Origin of the sequence: Streptomyces sp. NBC_01296 (assembly GCF_035984415.1) — a bacterium.
Classification (GTDB): Bacteria; Actinomycetota; Actinomycetes; order Streptomycetales; family Streptomycetaceae; genus Streptomyces.
The window spans coordinates 276,266-294,743 of record NZ_CP130721.1 but is presented as its reverse complement, the minus strand read 5'-3'; the positions used below and the strand labels follow the sequence as shown (position 1 = coordinate 294,743).

Below are 18,478 nucleotides of genomic sequence, written 5' to 3'. Positions count from 1 at the left end.
ACGAACCGCTGTGGAGCTTGCGGTGTCCCGCCGGCGGGACATTCCTACGCGGCCATCGAGGACGTGACGTGCTCGGCGATCCGCCTCGGTGACGGGAACTTCAGGACCAGGTTCGCCCTCAGCTTGAGTCCGGTCGATGCGGTCAGGCGCTTGCTCAGCTCCACCGACAGCAGCGAGTCGAACCCGATCTCCTTGAACTCCTGGTCGGGGTCGAGCGACGCGCTGGAGGGGTGTCCGAGCACGACGGCGACCTTCTCGAGGACGTGCTCGAGCACGAGTGCCTTCGCGTCGTCGTCGGAGAGGGCGGCGAGCCGGTCCGGCAGGGGCACGAGCTGGTCGTCGCCTGCCGGAGCATCGGTCGAGGGCACCTCCGCCGCCACCGCCGTCTGCGAGGAGTTCAGCCAGTACCGCTGCCGCTGGAACGCGTACGTCGGGAGGTCCACCCGCTCGCGCGTCCCGAACAGGGCGTCCCAGTCCACCGATCCGCCCCGGACGTGGAGCTGGGCCAGCGAGCCGACCACGGCCTCCACCTCGTCCCGGTCCCGCCGCGAGGAGGACAGGACCAGCGCATCGTCCACGTCCTCGACGATCTCCTGCACCGGGACGGTCAGGACGGGGTGCGGGCTCATCTCGACGAACACCCGGAAACCGTCCTCGGCCAGCCGCTGGACGGAGGTTTCGAAGAGGACCTTCTCGCGCAGGTTGTCGTACCAGTAGCCGGCGTCCAGCCGTGCGGTGTCGATGACCTCGCCGTGGAGGGTCGAGTAGAAGGGCAGCGTCGACGTCTTCGGGCTCACGTCGGACAGCGGGCCGATCACCTGCTCGCGGACCCGGGTCACGTGGTGGGAGTGCGAGGCGTAGTCGACCGAGATCCTCCGGGCCTGGGCGCCGTCGGCCTTCATCTTCTCGACGAACTCGTCGAGCGCGTCCGGCTCCCCGGACACCACGACCGAGCGGGGTCCGTTGACGACGGCGATGCTCAGCTGGTCGCCCCACGGAGCGAGACGTTCCGCCACGACCTCCGCGGACTCCGCGACCGATGCCATCCCGCCGTGACCGATCAGGTCCAGCAGGGCCAGGCTGCGGAGCGCCACGATCTTGGTGGCGTCCCTCAGCGACAGCGCACCGCAGACGTAGGCGGCGGCGATCTCGCCCTGGCTGTGTCCGACCACCGCGGCCGGTTCCACACCCCAGGAGCGCCACAGGCCGGCCAGGGACACCATCACCGAGAACAGCGCCGGCTGGACCACGTCCACCCGGTCCAGCGACGGCGCCCCCTCCACCCCGCGCACCACGTCGAGCAGCGACCAGTCCACCCACTCGGACAGTGCGGCCGCGCAGGCGTCGAGGCTCTGTGCGAACACCGGGAAGGTGTCGTACAGCCGGCGGCCCATGCCGACCCACTGCGACCCCTGCCCGGGGAACATGAAGGCGACACCGCCGAGTTTCCCGGCCGCGCCGCGCACCACCGCGGGGGACTCCGCGCCCTCGCCCAGCGCCGTCAGCGCGCTCAGGAGCTCGTCGCGACCGCCGCCCAGCACGACCGCACGGTGGTCGAACCGCGACCGGCTCGACAGCAGCGACGCGCCGATGCCGGCGACGTCCGCCTGCGGATCCGCAGCGAGGAAGTCGCGCAGCCTGCCCGCCTGGCCCTGCACGGCGGCCGCGCTCTTGGCCGACACCACCCAGGGCACCAGCCCGCCGACGACGCCCGGGACCGGAGCCCGCTCGTCCGCCTGCTCCTGCTGCGGAGCCTCTTCCAGGATCACGTGCGCGTTGGTGCCGCTGACGCCGAACGAGGACACCCCGGCCCGGCGCGGACCGTCCGCCCGGGTCCACTCACGGCCCTCGGCCAGCAGTTCGACCCCGCCGGAGGACCAGTCGACGTGCCGCGAGGGCGCGTCCACGTGCAGGGTCTTCGGCAGGTACCCGTGGCGCATGGCCATCACGGCCTTGATGACCCCGCCGACCCCGGCGGCGGCCTGGGCGTGACCCATGTTCGACTTCAGGGATCCCAGGAAGAGCGGCCTGCCCTCGGCCCGGTCCTTCCCGTAGGTCGCCAGCAGGGCGTCCGCCTCGATGGGATCGCCCAGCTTGGTTCCGGTGCCGTGGGCTTCGACGAGGTCCACCTCGGAGGACTTGACCCCCGCGTTCGCCAGTGCCCGCCGGATCACCTTCTCCTGGGCGCGGCCGTTGGGAGCGGTCAGCCCGTTGCTGGCCCCGTCCTGGTTCACCGCGGAACCGCGGACGACGGCGAGCACCGGGTGGCCGTTGCGGCGGGCGTCGGACAGCCGCTCCAGGAGCAGCACGCCCACGCCCTCGGCCCAGCCGGTCCCGTCGGCCCCGTCCGCGAAGGCCTTGCACCGGCCGTCGGCCGACAGTGCGCCCTGGCGGGCGAACTCCACGAAGGCCGCGGGCGTCGACATCACCAGCGCCCCGCCGGCCAGCGCGAGCGAGCACTCCCCCGCACGCAGTGACTGCACCGCCATGTGCAGGGCCACCAGCGAGGACGAGCACGCCGTGTCCAGGGACACGGCCGGCCCGGTCAGCCCCAGCTCGTACGCCACCCGGCCGGACGCGACGCTCAGCGAGCTGCCGTACAGCAGGTAGCCCTCCAGCTCGCTCTGGCCCGCCTCCAGGAAACGCCACCCGTACTCGGTGGAGCTCACCCCGGAGAAGACGCCGACCTCCGCCCCGCGCACGTCGGCGGGGACGATGCCGGCGCGCTCGAAGGCCTCCCACGACGTCTCCAGCAGCAGGCGCTGCTGCGGATCGGTCGCCAGCACCTCGCGCGGGCTGATGCCGAAGAAGTCCGCGTCGAAGCCGGCGACGTCCGCCAGGAACCCTCCCTGGCGTACGTATGCGCTGCCGACGGTGTCGGGGTCCGGGTCGTACACGTCCCGCCACCCGCGGTCCGTCGGGAACGCGTCCACGACGTCCCGGCCGCTGCGGATCACGTCCCACAGCTCCTCGGGCGACGAGACGCCTCCCGGGTAGCGGCAGGCCATGGACACCACGGCGATCGGCTCGCCACGGCCGGCCTTCAGGGAGTCGTTCTCCTGGCGCAGGCGGTCGCGCTCCTCCAGCAGCGCGCGGAGCGCCCGCTGGACCCGGTCCCCGCCCTCCGCCGTCTGATCCGCGGAGTTGGTCATGTCACTTACCTCTTCTCATCCAGAGCCAGGTCGAGCAGCGCGTCCAGGTCCAATTCCGACAGTTCGTCCGCAGCGGTGTCCGCGGCCGCCGCGGCTGCGTCGCCGTTCGCCCCGGGCGGGTTGGCGCACGCCAGGACCAGCTCCAGGAGGCCTGCACTGCGCAGGCTGTCGATCGAGACGTTCCGCAGCACTTCGCGGATCGCAGCGTCCTCGTCCGCGCTCGCGTCCGCCTCGGGCCGCAGCAGGCCGAGCAGGTGAAGGCCCAGCTCGCGCGGGGTGGGGTAGCTGAAGACGAGGGTGGACGCCAGGCGCAGTCCGGTCGCGGCGGCCAGGCGGTTGCACAGCTCGACCGCGGTCAGCGAGTCGAATCCGAGCTGGGTGAACGCCTGGTCGGCGTCGACGGCCGCGCCGGACGGGTGTCCGAGCACGACGGCGACCTGCTCGCGGATCCAGTCCAGGGCCGCTGCCTCCGCCTCGTCCGCCGGCAGGGTGACCAGCCTGGCGGACAGGTCCGCAGAGCCGCCGTCCTTGGGCGTGCCCGCCCTGGCCCGGCGCGGACGGCCGCCGTCGACGAGGCCGCGCAGCAGCGGCGGCAGCTCGTCGGAGGCCTTGTTCCGCAGCCCGGCGACGTCCACCCGGGCCGGGACGAGGACCGGCTTGCCGCTCGCACACGCCGAGTCGAACAGGGCCAGTGCCTCGGGCGTCGGCATCGGGGCGATGCCCATCCGCCGGAGCCGGGAGAGATCGGCCTGGTCCAGGTCCTCGGTCATGCCGCTGCTCTGCTCCCACCAGCCCCAGCACAGCGAGGTGCCGACCAGTCCGGAGGCGCTGCGCTGCGCCGCCAGACCGTCCAGGAAGCCGTTCGCCGCGGCGTAGTTCGCCTGTCCTGCGGTGCCGAGCGTGCCGGCGAGGGCCGAGAACTGGACGAACGCCGACAGGTTGTGCCCCCGGGTCAGCTCGTGCAGGTTGGCCGCACCGCCGACCTTGGCGCGCAGCACGTGGTCGATGCTCTGCGCGGTCAGCGATTCGACGGTGCCGTCCGCCAGCACGCCCGCCGCGTGCACGACCGCCGTCAGCGGGTACCGGGGGGGCATGTCCGCGAGCAGGTCCGCCAGGGCAGCCCGGTCCGCGATGTCGCATGCCACGACCCGGACGGCGGCGCCCGCCTCCTCGAGGTCCGAGACCAGCTCGGGAACCCCGTCGGCGGCCGTTCCCCGACGGCTCGCCAGCACCAGGCTCCGTACGCCGTGTTCGGCGACGAGGTGCCGCGCCACCAGCGAGCCGACGCCGCCGGTGCCGCCGGTGACGAGCACGGTGCCGCCGCCGAAGCCGCCGCTCAGGTCGAAGACCAGCTTGCCGACGTGGCGCCCCTGGCTCATCTCGCGGAACGTCTTGCGGGCGTCGCGGATGCTGCGGACGGAGATCGGGCTGAGCTGCACCCGTCCGTCGGCGAACAGCTCCATGACGTCGCGGAACATCTCGTGGATGGTGTCCGGGCCCGCCGTGCCGTAGAGGTCGAAGGCCCGGTAGTCGACTCCGGGGTGGTCGGCCGCGACCTGCCGGGCGTCGCGGATGTCCGTCTTGCCCATCTCGATGAAGTTGCCGCCGCCCGGCAGCAGCTTCAGCGAGGCGTCGACGAAGGTGTGCGCGAGGGAGTTGAGTACGACGTCGACACCGCGGCCGTCCGTGGCCTCGAGGAACTTCTCCACGAACTCCAGGTCGCGCGAGGACGCCAGGTGCGCGTCGTCGAGGCCCATGGCGCGCAGCGCGGCCCACTTGGCCGGGCCGGCGGTGGCGTAGACCTCGGCGCCCACGTGCCGGGCCAGCTGGACGGCGGCCGTTCCGACGCCGCCGGCCGCGGCGTGGATCAGGATGCGCTGCCCCTTTTGCAGCTTCATCACGTGGAAGAGCGCGTAGTAGGCGGTGAGGAAGGTGCTCGGCACGGAGGCCGCCTCGGCGTGGCTCCAGCCGTCGGGGACGGGGGCCAGCAGGCGGTGGTCGGCCACGGCCACGCGGCCGAAGGAACCGTTGAAGATGCCGGTCACCCGGTCGCCCGGGGCAAGGCCGGCCACGTCGTCCGCGACCTCCAGCACGATGCCCGCGCCCTCGCTGCCGAGCCCGGAGTCGAAGTCCGTCCGTTCGATGAGGCCCAGGGCGATCGTGACGTCGCGGAAGTTGAGGCCGGCGGCCTGGACGGCGATGCGGACCTGCCCGGCCTCCAGGGGCGCCGCCACTTCGGGGCACGCGACCCACGTCAGGTTCTCCAGCGTGCCCGCCTTCGCGATGCCCAGCCGGTACGCGCCGTCCGCCGGGGCGTCGAGCTGGTGGTCGTCGGCCGGGGCCTGCACCATCCGCGGCACGAGGAACGTACCGCCGCGCAGCGCCAGCTGGTCCTCGCCGAGGGCGAGGGCGTCCGCGAAGGCCGCCCACGAGGTCTCCTCGTCGTCGATGTCGACGAGCCGGAACCGGCCGGGGTGCTCGGTCTGGGCGGAGCGGATCAGGCCCCACACGGACGCGCCGGGCAGGCTCTCGACGCCGTCCCCCGCGCCGGCGGCCTGCGCCAGGCGGGTGAGCACGACCAGCGTGGACGCGGCGAGCCGGTCCTCGGCCAGGAACTTCTGGACGGTCTCCAGCACGTGCTTGCCGGCGTCGCCGACCGTGGTGAGCAGGTCGTCGCCCGGGGCGACGGCGTCGTCGGGGCACAGGACGAGGTGGCGGGGGGCGTCGGCGGCGAGGACCTCGCCGAGGGAGGCGTACAGCGAGACGCTGCCGTCGCCCGCGGCGACGAGCCGGGCGGCCCGGCCGGTCTCCGCGCCGATGACGCCCCACGGCGCGCGGCCGGCGTCCGGCGCGGCCGGCGCGGCCGGACGCCAGTCCAGTGCGTACAGGGACTGCTCGCGGCCGCCGCGCGCCGAGCGGACCTGCTCGGCACTGGCCGGGCGGAACGTCAGCGCGTCGACGTGGGCGATCTCGCGGCCGTGCTCGTCGGCGATGACGAGGGACACGACGCCTTCGGCGGCCGGGGTGAGCTTGACGCGCACGGTCGGGCCGCACTCCCCGGCGAGGTGCACGCCGGACCAGGCGAAGGGCATCCAGCCCTGGTCGCCCGTCACGGTGATGACGCCGCCGACGACGACGGCGTGCAGCACGGTGTCGATCAGCGCCGGGTGCAGGGCGAACCCGCCGTCGGCGCCTTCCGGCAGGGTGGCGAGGGCGAACAGGTCGTCGCCCTTGCGCCAGACCTCGCGCAGGCCGCGGAACAGCGGGCCGTAGTCGAAGCCGCCGTCCGCAAGGGAGTCGTAGAGGCCGTCGAAGCCGATCTGCTCGGCCCCGGCCGGCGGCCACGCGGCGAGCGCGCGGGCGTCGTCGGCCCGGTCGGCGTCCTGCGGGGCGCCGGGCGCCAGGCTGCCCATGGCGTGCCGGGTCCAGCCGCCGCCGGCGGCGTCCTCGGCGGGACGCGAGTACACGTCCAGGGAGCGGCGGCCGCCCTCGTCCGCGGCGCCGACGGCGACGCGCACCTGTACGTCGCCCGTGTCGGGGAGGATCAGCGGGACTTCGAGGGAGAGCTCCTCGACCGCGGCGCAGCCGACGTGCTCGCCCACCGAGAGGGCCAGGTCCATGTAGGCGGTCGCCGGGACGACGACCGAGTCGAACACGGTGTGGTCGGCGATCCACTCGTGGGTCCGCAGGGACCACAGGTCGGTGAACACCAGCTCGTCGGTGCCGGGGTGCTCCACCACGGCGCCCAGCAGCGGGTGCTCCGCGGCGGACAGGCCGGCGGAGGTCACGTCCGCGGACGCGAGGTCCGACAGGAAGTCCATCCAGTAGCGCTGGTGTTGGAACGCGTACGTCGGGAGGTCGACGCGCTCCTGCGTGCCGAACAGGGCGGCCCAGTCCGCGGCAGCGCCCAGGACGTGCAGGTCGGCGAGCGCGCCGACCAGGCCCTGTGCCACACCGCGGTCGCGGCGCGCCGAGGCCACCACGGCGGCGTCGTGCACGCCCTCCGCGGCGAACGCGTCCTTGGTGAGGCCGGCGAGCGTGGAGCCCGGGCCGACCTCGACGAAGACGTTCGCGCCGGCCGCGCGGGCGCGTTCCACGGCGTCGTGGAAGCGCACGGGCTCGCGGACGTGGTCGACCCAGTGGGCGACGGACGTCAGCTCCCGGAGGGTGGCCTCGCGGCCCAGCAGCGTCGAGACGACGGGGACCGACAGCTCGCCGCCCATGGGGAGCTCGCGCAGCGCCCGTTCGAACTCCTCCAGGACCGGGCCCATCAGCGGGGAGTGGAACGCGTGGTCGACGGGGAGCAGCTTGGCCGACCGGCCGTCGGCGACGAGCCGGTCGCGCAGGTCGTGGACCTCGTCGCGCAGGCCCGAGACCACCACCGACTCCGGGCCGTTGACGGCGGCGATGCCGGTACGGGTGTACGGGGCCAGCAGCGCGGCGACTTCGGCTTCCGAGGCGCGGACCGCCAGCATGGCGCCGGGCTCGGTGACGGCCTGCATGGTGCGGCCGCGGGCGGCCACGATGCGGGTCGCGGTGTCCAGGTCGAAGGCTCCGGACACGTGGGCGGCGGCGATCTCGCCGACGGAGTGGCCGATCAGGTGGGTCGGCTGCGGGCCGTACCGGCTGAGGAACCGGTGGAGGGCGACCTGCAGGGCGAACAGCGCGGGCTGCATGACGTCCGTGCGCTCGCGGCCCTCGGGCTCGTCGGCGAGGAGCAGGGGCTTCAGCTCGAAGGGGAGGTGCGCGTCGAAGCGCGCGCAGACCTCGTCGAGGGCCTCGGCGAAGACGGGGAAGGTGTCGTACAGCTCGCGGGCCACGCCGGTCCACTTCGAGCCCTGGCCCGGGAACATGAAGGCCAAGCCGCCCGGTTCGCCGGCCGCGCCGCGCACCACGGCGGGGGACTCGGCGCCCTCGGCCAGCTTCGCGAGGGCGTCCAGCAGGTCGCCGCGGCCGCTGCCCAGCACCACGGCGCGGTGCTCGAACAGCGCCCGGTCGCGGACCAGCGAGGCGCCGATGGCGGCGAGGTCCGCCGCCGGGTCGGCGGCGACGAACGCGCGCAGCTTCTCGGCCTGCGCCTGCAGCGCCTGCCCGGACCGCGCCGAGAGCGCCCACGGCACGAGGCCCGAGGTGCCGGCCGGCACCCGGTCGGCGGCGTCGGGGGCCGGCTGCGGCTCGGGGGCCTGCTCGAGGATCAGGTGGGCGTTGGTGCCGCTGGCGCCGAAGCTGGACACGCCGGCCCGGCGGGGCCGGCCCGGGGCGGTGGTCCACTCGCGGGCCTCGGTCAGCAGCTCGACCGCGCCGGCCGTCCAGTCGACGTGCGTCGAGGGCTGGTCCACGTGCAGGGTCTTGGGCATGACGCCGCGCTGCATCGCCATGATCATCTTGATGATGCCGCCGACGCCGCCCGCCGCCTGGGTGTGGCCGATGTTCGACTTCAGGGAGCCCAGCCACAGCGGGTTGCCCGGCTCGCGCTCCTGCCCGTAGGTGGCCAGCAGCGCCTGCGCCTCGATGGGGTCGCCGAGCGTGGTCCCGGTGCCGTGCGCCTCGACCACGTCGACCTCGCCCGCCTGCACCCGGGCGTTGGCCAGCGCGGCGCGGATGACGCGCTGCTGCGCCGGGCCGCTCGGTGCGGTCAGGCCGTTGGAGGCGCCGTCCTGGTTGATGGCGGAGCCGCGGATGACCGCCCAGATCTTGCGGCCGCTGCGCTGCGCGTCGGAGAGCCGCTCCAGGACCAGCATGCCGACGCCCTCGGAGAAGCCGGTGCCGTCCGCCGCGTCGGCGAACGCCTTGCACCGGCCGTCCGCCGACAGGCCGCCCTGGCGCGCGAACTCGCGGAGCACCTGCGGCATCGCCATGACGGTGACGCCGCCGGCCAGCGCCAGGCCGCACTCGCCCTGACGCAGCGACTGCACCGCCTGGTGCACCGTCACCAGCGAGGACGAGCACGCGGTGTCGGTCGACACCGCCGGGCCCTCCAGGCCCAGCGCGTACGACACGCGGCCGGACGCGACGCTCAGCAGGGAGCCGATCTGTGCGTAGCCCGAGATGTTCTCGGGGGTGAAGTAGTGGTTGCCGTACCCGAAGTAGGCGATGCCGGCGAAGACGCCGGTGCTGGTGCCGCGCAGGGAGTGCGGGTCGATGCCGGCCCTCTCCAGGGACTCCCACGAGGTCTCCAGCAGGAGCCGCTGCTGCGGGTCGCTGGCCAGTGCCTCGCGCGGGTTGATCTCGAAGAAGTCGGCGTCGAAGTCGCCCGCGTCATGGAGGAAGCCGCCTTCCCGCGTGTAGCAGGTGCCCGGCCGCTCGCGCTGCGGGTCGTAGAGGTCCTCCAGGTCCCAGTAGCGGTCCTCGGGGAACTCGGACACGACGTCCGCGCCCGCCTGCACCAGGTCCCACAAGGCCTCCGGGGACTTTGCCCCACCCGGGAAACGGCAGGCGACGCCCACCACGGCGATGGGCTCGGCAGCGGCCTCGGTCAGCTCCTTCAGGCGCTTGCGGGTCTCGATCAGCTCGATCGACGTCCGCTTGAGGTACTCGAGAACTTCGGCGTTGTTGTCGTTTGTCATCGCTCTCCCCTAGCCGAGCTCTTTGTCCAGTAGCGCGAGAAGGTCTCCCGCCGAGGCCGAACTGATCTGGTCGACGAGGCCGACCGGTGCTCCGGCGCTCACCAGCGAACGGACCCGGCCCTGCAGCTCGCCGAGCAGAGTGGAAATCGTGTTCTTGTCCTCGTCCGCGAGCTCGAGGAACGCCTCCTCCAGCCGGGCGCCCAGTCCGTTGATCTCCTTGGCCAGGTGATCGGCCGGAGATTGCGGGGCAGCACCGGAGTCAGGGGTGATGCGCGCGTTCAGGAACTGCGCGAGGGCGGTGGGGTTCGGGTGGTCGAACACCAGCGTGGAGGGCAGTTTCAGGCCGGTCACCGCCGACAGCTTGTTCCGCAGCTCCAGGGCGGTGAGCGAGTCGATCCCCAGTTTCCTGAACGTCGCGGCGGGAGTGATCCGCCGGGTGTCCGGGTGGCCGAGGACGAGCGCGGTCTGCGCCCGGACGGCATCGAGCAGCACCGCCTCCGCCTCGGCCGGCGCCAGCGATGCCAACTGCTGCGCGAGGGCGCCGTCGGCGGACTCCCGGCTCCCCGGGCCGCCGGATCCGGCAGGCGTCCCGGTCAGGGCGCGCAGGAGCGGTGAAGCCGCGCCCGGCGCCGCGAGGTTCAGCCGCGCCGGCACCAGGACCGGCTCGTCCAGCGAGAGTGCCGCGTCGAAGAGCGCGAGGCCCTCCTGCGAGGCCATCGGCAGCACGCCCTGGCGCTGGAGGCGTACGACGTCCGTGTCGCCGATGTCGGCGACCATCTCGCTGCGTTCGGCCCAGAAGCCCCAGCACAGCGAGGTGGCGGGCAGGCCCTCGGCCCGACGGGCCTGCGCGAGGCCGTTGAGGAACGCGTTGGCCGCCGCGTAGTTGGCCTGCCCCGCCGTCCCGAGCACGCTCGCGATCGAGGAGAACAGCACGAACGCGGAAAGGTCCAGATGGCGGGTCAGCTCGTGCAGGTGCCAGGCACCGTTGGCCTTGGCCGCGAGGACCGTGTTCACGCGGTCCTCGGTCAGCGCCTCGACGACTCCGTCGGCCAGCACGCCCGCGCAGTGGATCACCGCGGTCAGCGGGTGCTCGGACGGCACCGCGGCGATGAGCCCGGCGACGGCCTCACGGCTCGCGACATCGCAGGCCACGATCTCGACCTGCGCTCCCGCCCCGGTCAGCTCCTCCTGCAGCCCTGCCGCCGCCGGGGCCGCCGGGCCCCGCCGGCTGGTCAGCACCAGCCGGCGCACGCCGTGGCGCTCCACGAGGTGCCGGGCCAGCATCGCGCCCAGGCCGCTGGTGCCACCCGTGATCAGCACCGTCCCGGAGCCGAGAGCGGGAACGCCTGCCGCCCCGCCGGTGGCTCCGGAGCCGGCGGACGCACCGTGGGCGCGGGCCAGTTCCGGCGTGGTCACCTCGCCGGCTCGGATCTTGAGCTGGAGTTCCCCGGTTTCGGCCGCCGCGGGGACGCAGGCCCACGAGGCGGGACTGCCGTCCGTGTCCACGAGCGTGAACCGGCCCGGGTTCTCGGTCTGCGCGGTGCGTACGAATCCCCAGACGGCGGTCGCCGCGGGGTCGGGGCGGGGCACCTGGTCGTCCTGGACCGCGTCCTGCGTCACGAAGACGAGGCGGGAGTCGGCGAACCGGTCGTCGGCGAGCCAGTCCTGCGTCCAGCGCAGCACACGGTGGAGGTTGCGCTCGACGGCTGCGGGTGTGTCGGCGCCGTCCGTGCCCGTCCGGTCGATGCCGGCGAGGACGACCGGGGGTATCCCGCTGCCGGAGGCGGCGAGTTCCCCGAGGTCGGCGAAGACCTCTGCGCCCTGTCCCGGGGATGCGGCAACCGCGGCGGGTGCGCCCAGCACCGCGTACCGGCCCGCGGCGTGAGCGGAGGGGACCGCGAGGGGGGCCCAGTCCACCTGGAACAGCGCGTCCTGGTGGTCGAAGCTCAGCGCGGTCAGCTTCTGGACGTCCGCGGGCCGCAGGGCCAGCGACGCGACGCCGCCGACGGGGGCTCCGTCCTGGTCCGCGAGGGTCACGGACAGGGCGTTCTCCCCCGCGGGTGCGAGACGGACGCGCAGCACGGCCGGCCCGGCGGCGTTCACGCGGATTCCGGTGCAGCGCAGCGGCAGCCAGCCCTCGGGACGGGAGTTGTCGACGAACTGCCCCAGGCCGAGGGGGAGCAGCGCGGCGTGGAGCAGCGCCGGGTGGATCCGGTAGCGGCTGCGGTCCGCGCCGTCGGCGGCGGGCAGCTCCACCTCCGCGAAGAGGGCTTCGCCCTGGCGCCAGACCTTCTGCAGGCCGCGGAACAGGGGCCCGTAGCCGAACCCGAGGGCGGACAGCCGGGCGTACTCGTCCTCGAAGGGCACGGCGACCGCGCCGGCGGGGGGCCAGGCGACGAGGCTTTCCTGCGCGGGGGCGGGTCCGGTGTCGGACCCGACGACGCCGACGGCGTTGCGCGTCCACCCGGTGTCGCCCTCGGCCCGGGAGTACACGCTGATCACGTTCTTGCCGTCGACCACGACGCGGATCTCGCGCTCGGCCGTCCGGGAGAGCACCAGCGGTGTTTCCAGGGTGAGTTCGTCGACGAGGTCGCCCCCGGCCTTGTGCGCGGCCCAGACCGCCATCTCCAGCAGCGCGGTCGCCGGCACCAGGACGGCGCCGTGGACCACGTGGTCGGCGAGCCAGGGGTGGCGCTCCAGGGACAGGCGACCGCTGCCCACCACGCCGCCGTTCTCCCCGTCATCGGGCAGATCGATCACGGCGTCGAGCAGCGGGTGGTCCGAGGTGCTCCCGGGGGTGGTGGTCTCGCCGGGTGCGTTCAGCCAGTAGCGCTGCCGCTGGAAGGCGTACGTGGGCAGCTCGACCCACGGGTCGTCCCAGTCCTGGAACGCCTTCTCCCACGACACCTCGGCGCCCGCCACGAAGGCCTCGGCCGCCGACCGGTGGAAGCGTGCGAGGCTGCCCTCGCCGCGGCGCAGCGTGCCCACGACGGTGGCCTCGACCCCCGCGCCGTCCAGGGTCTGTTCCACACCGATCGTCAGGACGGGGTGGGCGGACGCCTCGACGAAGAGGCGGAAGCCCTGCTCGGCCAGGGCCCGGGTCGCTTCCTCGAAGCGGACGGTCTGGCGCAGGTTGGTGTACCAGTACGCGGCGTCCATGCAGGTCGTGTCGAGCCAGTCGGCCGTCACAGTCGAGAAGAACGGCACCTCGGCGGTACGCGGCCGCAGCCCCGCCAGCACCCGGCGCAGTTCGCCGTCGATGGCCTCCACGTGCCGGGAGTGGGAGGCGTAGTCCACCGGAACCCGGCGGGCCCGCACCTCGTCGGCCTCGCAGGCGGCCAGCAGTGCGTCGAGCTCGGCCACGTCGCCCGACACGACGACGGACGACGGCCCGTTGACCGCCGCGACCGACAGCCCGTCCGTCAGACGGGCGCGCACGTCCTGCACCGGGAGCGCGACCGACACCATGCCGCCGCGCCCGGACAGGGCCAGGATCGCCTTCGAGCGCAGCGCCACCACCTTCGCGGCGTCCTCGATCGACAGGGCGCCGGCGACGCACGCGGCGGCGATCTCGCCCTGGGAGTGGCCCACGACGGCCGCGGGCTGCACGCCGTACGAGCGCCACACCTTGGCCAGCGACACCATCACGGCCCACAGCACGGGCTGTACGACGTCCACGCGTTCCAGCGCGTCGGCGTCGCCGAGCACGTCGTGGAGGGACCAGTCGACGTGCGGCGACAGTGCGTCCGCGCACTCCTGCATGCGGCGCGCGAACACCGGGGAGGACTCCCACAGCTCGCGCCCCATCTCGACCCACTGAGACCCCTGGCCGGGGAACACGAACACCGTCTTGCCCGCCGGCTTCGCGACTCCGGACACCGCACCGGCGGCGCCGCTCTCGTCACCCGCGGCAGCGGCGGTCAGGGCGGCGAGCAGCTCGTCGCGGTCGGAGCCGATGACCACCTGGCGGTACTCGAACAGGGATCGCGTCGTCACCAGCGAACGTCCCACGCCGGCCAGCGGGAGGGCCGCGTCCGCGGCCACGCGCTCGCGCAGCCGCAGCGCCTGCTCGCGCAGCGCCTCCGCCGACCGCGCCGACAGCACCCACGGCACCGCGGCGGGGGCCGGGCGGGCCGTGGCCTCCTCCTCGGGTGCCTGCTCGAGGGTCTCGGGGGCCTGCTCGAGGATCAGGTGCGCGTTGGTGCCGCTGATGCCGAAGGCGGAGATGCCGGCCCGCCGGGGGCGTCCCGGTGCGCTGGTCCACTCCCGGGCCTCGGTCAGCAGCTCGACCGCGCCGGACGTCCAGTCCACGTGCGTCGACGGACGGTCCACGTGGAGGGTCCTGGGCAGCACGCCGTGGCGCAGCGCCATGGTCATCTTGATGATGGCGCCGACGCCCGCTGCCGCCTGGGTGTGGCCGATGTTGGACTTCAGCGAGCCCAGCCACAGCGGGCTGTCCTGGTCGCGGTCCTGCCCGTAGGTGGCCAGCAGCGCTTCCGCCTCCATGGGGTCGCCCAGCCTCGTGCCGGTCCCGTGCGCCTCCACCGCGTCCACGTCGCTCGCCTGCAGCCCGGCATCGGCCAGGGCTGCCCGGATGACCCGGCGCTGGGCCAGTTCGTTCGGCGCGGTGAGGCCGTTGGAGGCGCCGTCCTGGTTGGTCGCCGAGCCGCGGATCACGGCCAGGATGCGACGCCCGCCCCGCTGCGCGTCCGAGAGGCGCTCGAGGACGAGCATGCCCGCGCCCTCGGAGAAGCCGGTGCCGTCGGCCGCTTCCGCGAACGCCTTGCACCGTGCGTCGTCCGAGAGGCCGCGCTGGCGGCCCATCTCCACGAGCAGGCCCGGGGTCGGCATGGCCGACACGCCGCCGGCCAGCGCCAGGGTGCACTCCCCGGACCGCAGGGAGCGGACGGCCTGGTGGACGGCGACGAGCGAGGACGAGCACGCGGTGTCCGTGGACAGCGCCGGGCCCTCCAGGCCCAGTACGTACGCCACGCGGCCCGAGGCGACGCTGGGGAGCGTGCCGGTGAGCTGGAAGCCCTCGACCTCGCCGGCTGCCGCGCCGCCCATCCGCGGGCCGTAGTCGGTGGTGTAGATGCCGGTGAACACGCCGGTCGCCGAGCCGCGCAGCGCGGCCGGGTCGATGCCCGCCCGTTCCAGCGCTTCCCACGACGTCTCCAGCATCAGCCGCTGCTGCGGGTCCATCGCGAGCGCCTCGCGCGGACTGATGCCGAAGAACGGCGCGTCGAACTCCGCGAGGCCGTGCAGGAACCCGCCCGAGCGCGTGTTCGTCGTCCCGGGCGCCTCGGGATCCGGGGAGTACAGCGCCTCCACGTCCCAACCGCGGTCCTGCGGGAACTCGGTGATCGCGTCCACACCCTCGGACACGACTCCCCACAGCCCTTCGGGGGACGTCACCCCACCCGGGAAGCGACACCCCACACCCACGACCGCGATGGGCTCGCGCGCGGACTCCTCCAGCTCGCGCACCCGCTCGCGCAGGTCCTGCGCATCGCCGACGGCGCGTCGCAAGTAGGACCGGAGCTTGTCGACATCCTCCACCAGGGCCTCCCCCAACCAATTGCTTCGAAGAACAGGTGTGGCTACACGTATCCGCGTTCGATCATTTCGTACAAATCATCATCACTGCGACTTTCCAGACTCGGGCCTTCCGGACCCGGGCTTTCCGGATGCGCAGCGTCCACCGTTTCCGGGGCCTCGGCCGCCTGCGGCTCGAGGAGGGAGAAGACGTGGTGGGCGAGCTTCTGCGGAGTGGGGTAGGTGAACGCGACGGTGGCCGGGAGCCGTACTCCGGCCACCGCGGCGAGCCGGTTGCGGAGCGCCACGGCCGTCGAGGAGTCGAAGCCCAGCACCTTGAAGGTCTCGGTCGCCCTCGCCTCGAGGTAGGCGAACGTGCGATCCGCGCCCTTCGCACTCAGCAGCGCCGCCGTTTCCGCGCACACGAGGGTCAGGACCGACGCTTCGGAGCCCAGGTACGCCGCCCTGGTGCTCGCGTCCGGCCCGCTCGCCTGCGCGGCGGGGCTGGTCGCGGCTTCGGCTCCGTCGGGTGCTGTCAGCCAGTACCGCTGCCGCTGGAACGCGTAGGTCGGAAGGCCGATCCGGCGCGGCCGGGCTGCGGCGAACACCGCCTTCCAGTTCACCGGCACTCCGCGTACGTGCAGTTCGGCCAGCGACGCCAGGACCTGGCCCGCGCTCCCGTCGCGCTTGTGCAGGGTGCTCACCACGACCGGCGGGGCCGCCAGTGCGTCGGCGGCCTCCTCCATCGCCACTTGGAGCACGGGGTGCGGGCTGACCTCCACGAACACGCCGCCGTGGTCCTGCATCAGGCCTTCGACGACCTCGCCGAAGCGCACCTTCGAGCGGAGGTTGTCGTACCAGTACGAGGCGTCGAGCACGCGGGTGTCGAGCAGTCCGCCGGTGACCGTGGAGTGGAACTTCACCGCCGACTCCCGCGGCGAGAGACCCGCCGTGTCCTCGAGCAGACGCTCACGGATCGCTTCGACGTGGTGGGAGTGCGAGGCGTAGTCCACCTTCACCCGGCGCACCCGGACGTCCTCGCCGGCCGCCATCGCCGCGAACTCGTCCAGGGCCGCGCCGTCTCCGGCGATCACCACCGAGGCCGGACCGTTGACGGCGGCCACGGAGAGCCTCCCCGACCACTGCTCCAGCCGGTCGTGGACCCATGCGGAGGGCGCGGCCACCGCGCTCATCCCGCCGCCCAGGCCGGCCAGGTCGATCAGCGCCCGGCTGCGCAGGGCGACGATCCGCGCCGCGTCCTCGAGCGACAGGGCGCCCGACGCGCACGCCGCGGCGATCTCGCCCTGTGAGTGGCCCACGACGGCGTCGGGGGCCACACCGAGGGAGCGCCACACCTGCGCCAGCGACACCATCATCGCGAACAGCGCCGGCTGGACCACGTCCACCCGCTCCAGCGAGGCGGCCGACTCCGCTCCGGTCAGCACCTCCACCAGGGACCAGTCCACGTACGGGGCCAGGGCCTGCGCGCACGCGTCGATCGAGCGCGCGAAGACCTCCGACTCCGCGTACAGCTGCTTGCCCATGCCCAGCCACTGCGACCCCTGGCCGGGGAACACGAAGACGACCGGGCCCGGCGACCCCGCGGCCACTGCGCGAACGGCCCGCGCCGAGTCACCGCCCGCCGCGATCAGGTCGAGACCGGCCAGCGACTCCTCGCGGTCACCGCCGAGCACCACCGCCCGGTGGTCGAACAGCTGCCGCGTGGACACCAGCGAGTGGCCGACGTCTGCTGCCGACAGCGAGTCGTCCGCGGCGACGAGGTCGCGCAGGCGGGCGGCCTGCGCGCGCAGGGCCGGCTCCGAGCGGGCCGAGAGCACCCACGGCTGCACGCCGGAGGCGTCCGCCCGGCCCGGCTCGCCGGCTGCGGCGCCGGCTTCTGCCTGCGCCTGCGCCTCGGGGGCCTGTTCCAGGATCACGTGAGCGGTGGTGCCGCCCAGGCCGAACGAGGACACGCCGGCGCGGCGCGGCCGCTCGGCCGTTCCCGGCCAGGGCCGCGCGGCCCGGACGACCTCGAAGTCCTCGTGGAAGTTCTGGATGTCGGGGTTCGGGGCGCGGAAGTTCACGCTCGGGACGAGGTGGCCGCGGTCCACGCAGAGCGCCGACTTCACGAAGCCGACGAGTCCGGCGGCCGGCTCCAAGTGCCCGACGTTCGCCTTCACCGATCCGATCGCCAGGGGACGGCTGCGGCCGCTCTCGCGGAACACCTCGCGCAGACCGGAGACTTCGGCGGGATCGCCCATCCGTGTGCCGGTGCCGTGGGCCTCGACGTAGTCGACGTCCTCGAACGCAACACCCGCGCGGGCGAGAGCGGACAGCACGGCCGAGGCCTGCCCGGTGGGGCTGGGGTCCGGCATCCGGCTGGACGCGCCACCGCTGGCGACGCCCCAGCCGCGCACCACCGCGTAGATGTGGTCGCCGTCGGCCACGGCGAGGTCGAGCCGCTTCAGCAGGACGAACGCCCCGCCCTCTCCCCGGACGAAGCCGTTGGCCCGTTCGTCGAAGGGGAAGCAGGTGCCGTCGGGCGACAGGGCGCCCAGGTTCGCCAGGCCGAGTCCCGCTTCCGGATCGACGACCAGCTCCACGCCGCCGGCGATCGCCATGTCGACCGCGCCGCTGCGGATCCGGTCACAGGTCAGCGCCAGCGACACGAGGGAGGAGGACTGGCCTGAGTCCGCGCAGAAGCTCATGCCGCGGACGTCGAAGAGGCTCGAGATCCGGTTCGCGATCAGCGCGCCGCTCGAGCCCAGGGCGGCGTAGTGGTCGTCCTGGTCGCTGCCGGACAGCTTGCGCAGCAGCTCGTACCCGGAGGGCCCGCTGCCGACCACGACGTCGATCTCGCGGCCCGCGAGCGCGGCCGCCGGGATCCGGGCGTCTTCGACCGCTTCCCAAGCGAGCTCCAGGCCCAGCCGCTGCACGGGGTCCATGGCGGCCGCTTCCGCGGCACCCGCCCCGAAGAACTCCGCGTCGAACCCGTCGATGGAGTCGAGGAACGAGCCCGCGTTCAGGGTGTCGGCGTCCGGGTGGGACATGTGGTTCGCGTCGGCCGCCCGGTGTTCGGGGAACGTTCCGACGGTCGACTCCCCGTCGAGCAGCAAGCGCCAGAACTCACCCAGGCTGTTCACACCGGGGAAGCGGCACGACATCCCGATGACGGCAATATCGGCGGCTGCGCCACTCATACGAATTCCTTCCGGTTCCCTCGGC

General features: G+C 73.7%; 4 protein-coding genes. All 4 read right to left on the bottom strand.

Annotated features, from left to right (window positions below):
* Positions 1-44: 44 nt before the first annotated feature.
* From OG299_RS41395 to OG299_RS41380, 4 genes are read right to left on the bottom strand one after another with little or no spacing between them, the layout of a single operon-like run.
* Positions 45-3,152, bottom strand: coding sequence for a type I polyketide synthase (locus OG299_RS41395; RefSeq protein ID WP_327364844.1), 3,108 nt, complete (start codon positions 3,150-3,152; stop codon positions 45-47).
* A gap of 5 nt (positions 3,153-3,157) precedes the next feature.
* Complete coding sequence (locus OG299_RS41390) at positions 3,158-9,718, bottom strand: type I polyketide synthase (protein WP_327364843.1); 6,561 nt, start codon at positions 9,716-9,718, stop codon at positions 3,158-3,160.
* Between the two features lie 9 nt (positions 9,719-9,727).
* Complete coding sequence (locus OG299_RS41385; RefSeq protein WP_442817624.1) at positions 9,728-15,328, bottom strand: SDR family NAD(P)-dependent oxidoreductase; 5,601 nt, start codon at positions 15,326-15,328, stop codon at positions 9,728-9,730.
* A complete protein-coding gene (locus tag OG299_RS41380) occupies positions 15,319-18,453 on the bottom strand; it encodes a type I polyketide synthase (protein WP_327364841.1) in 3,135 nt (1,044 codons plus the stop codon). Before OG299_RS41380 ends, OG299_RS41385 begins: the two co-directional genes overlap by 10 nt.
* Positions 18,454-18,478: the final 25 nt, after the last annotated feature.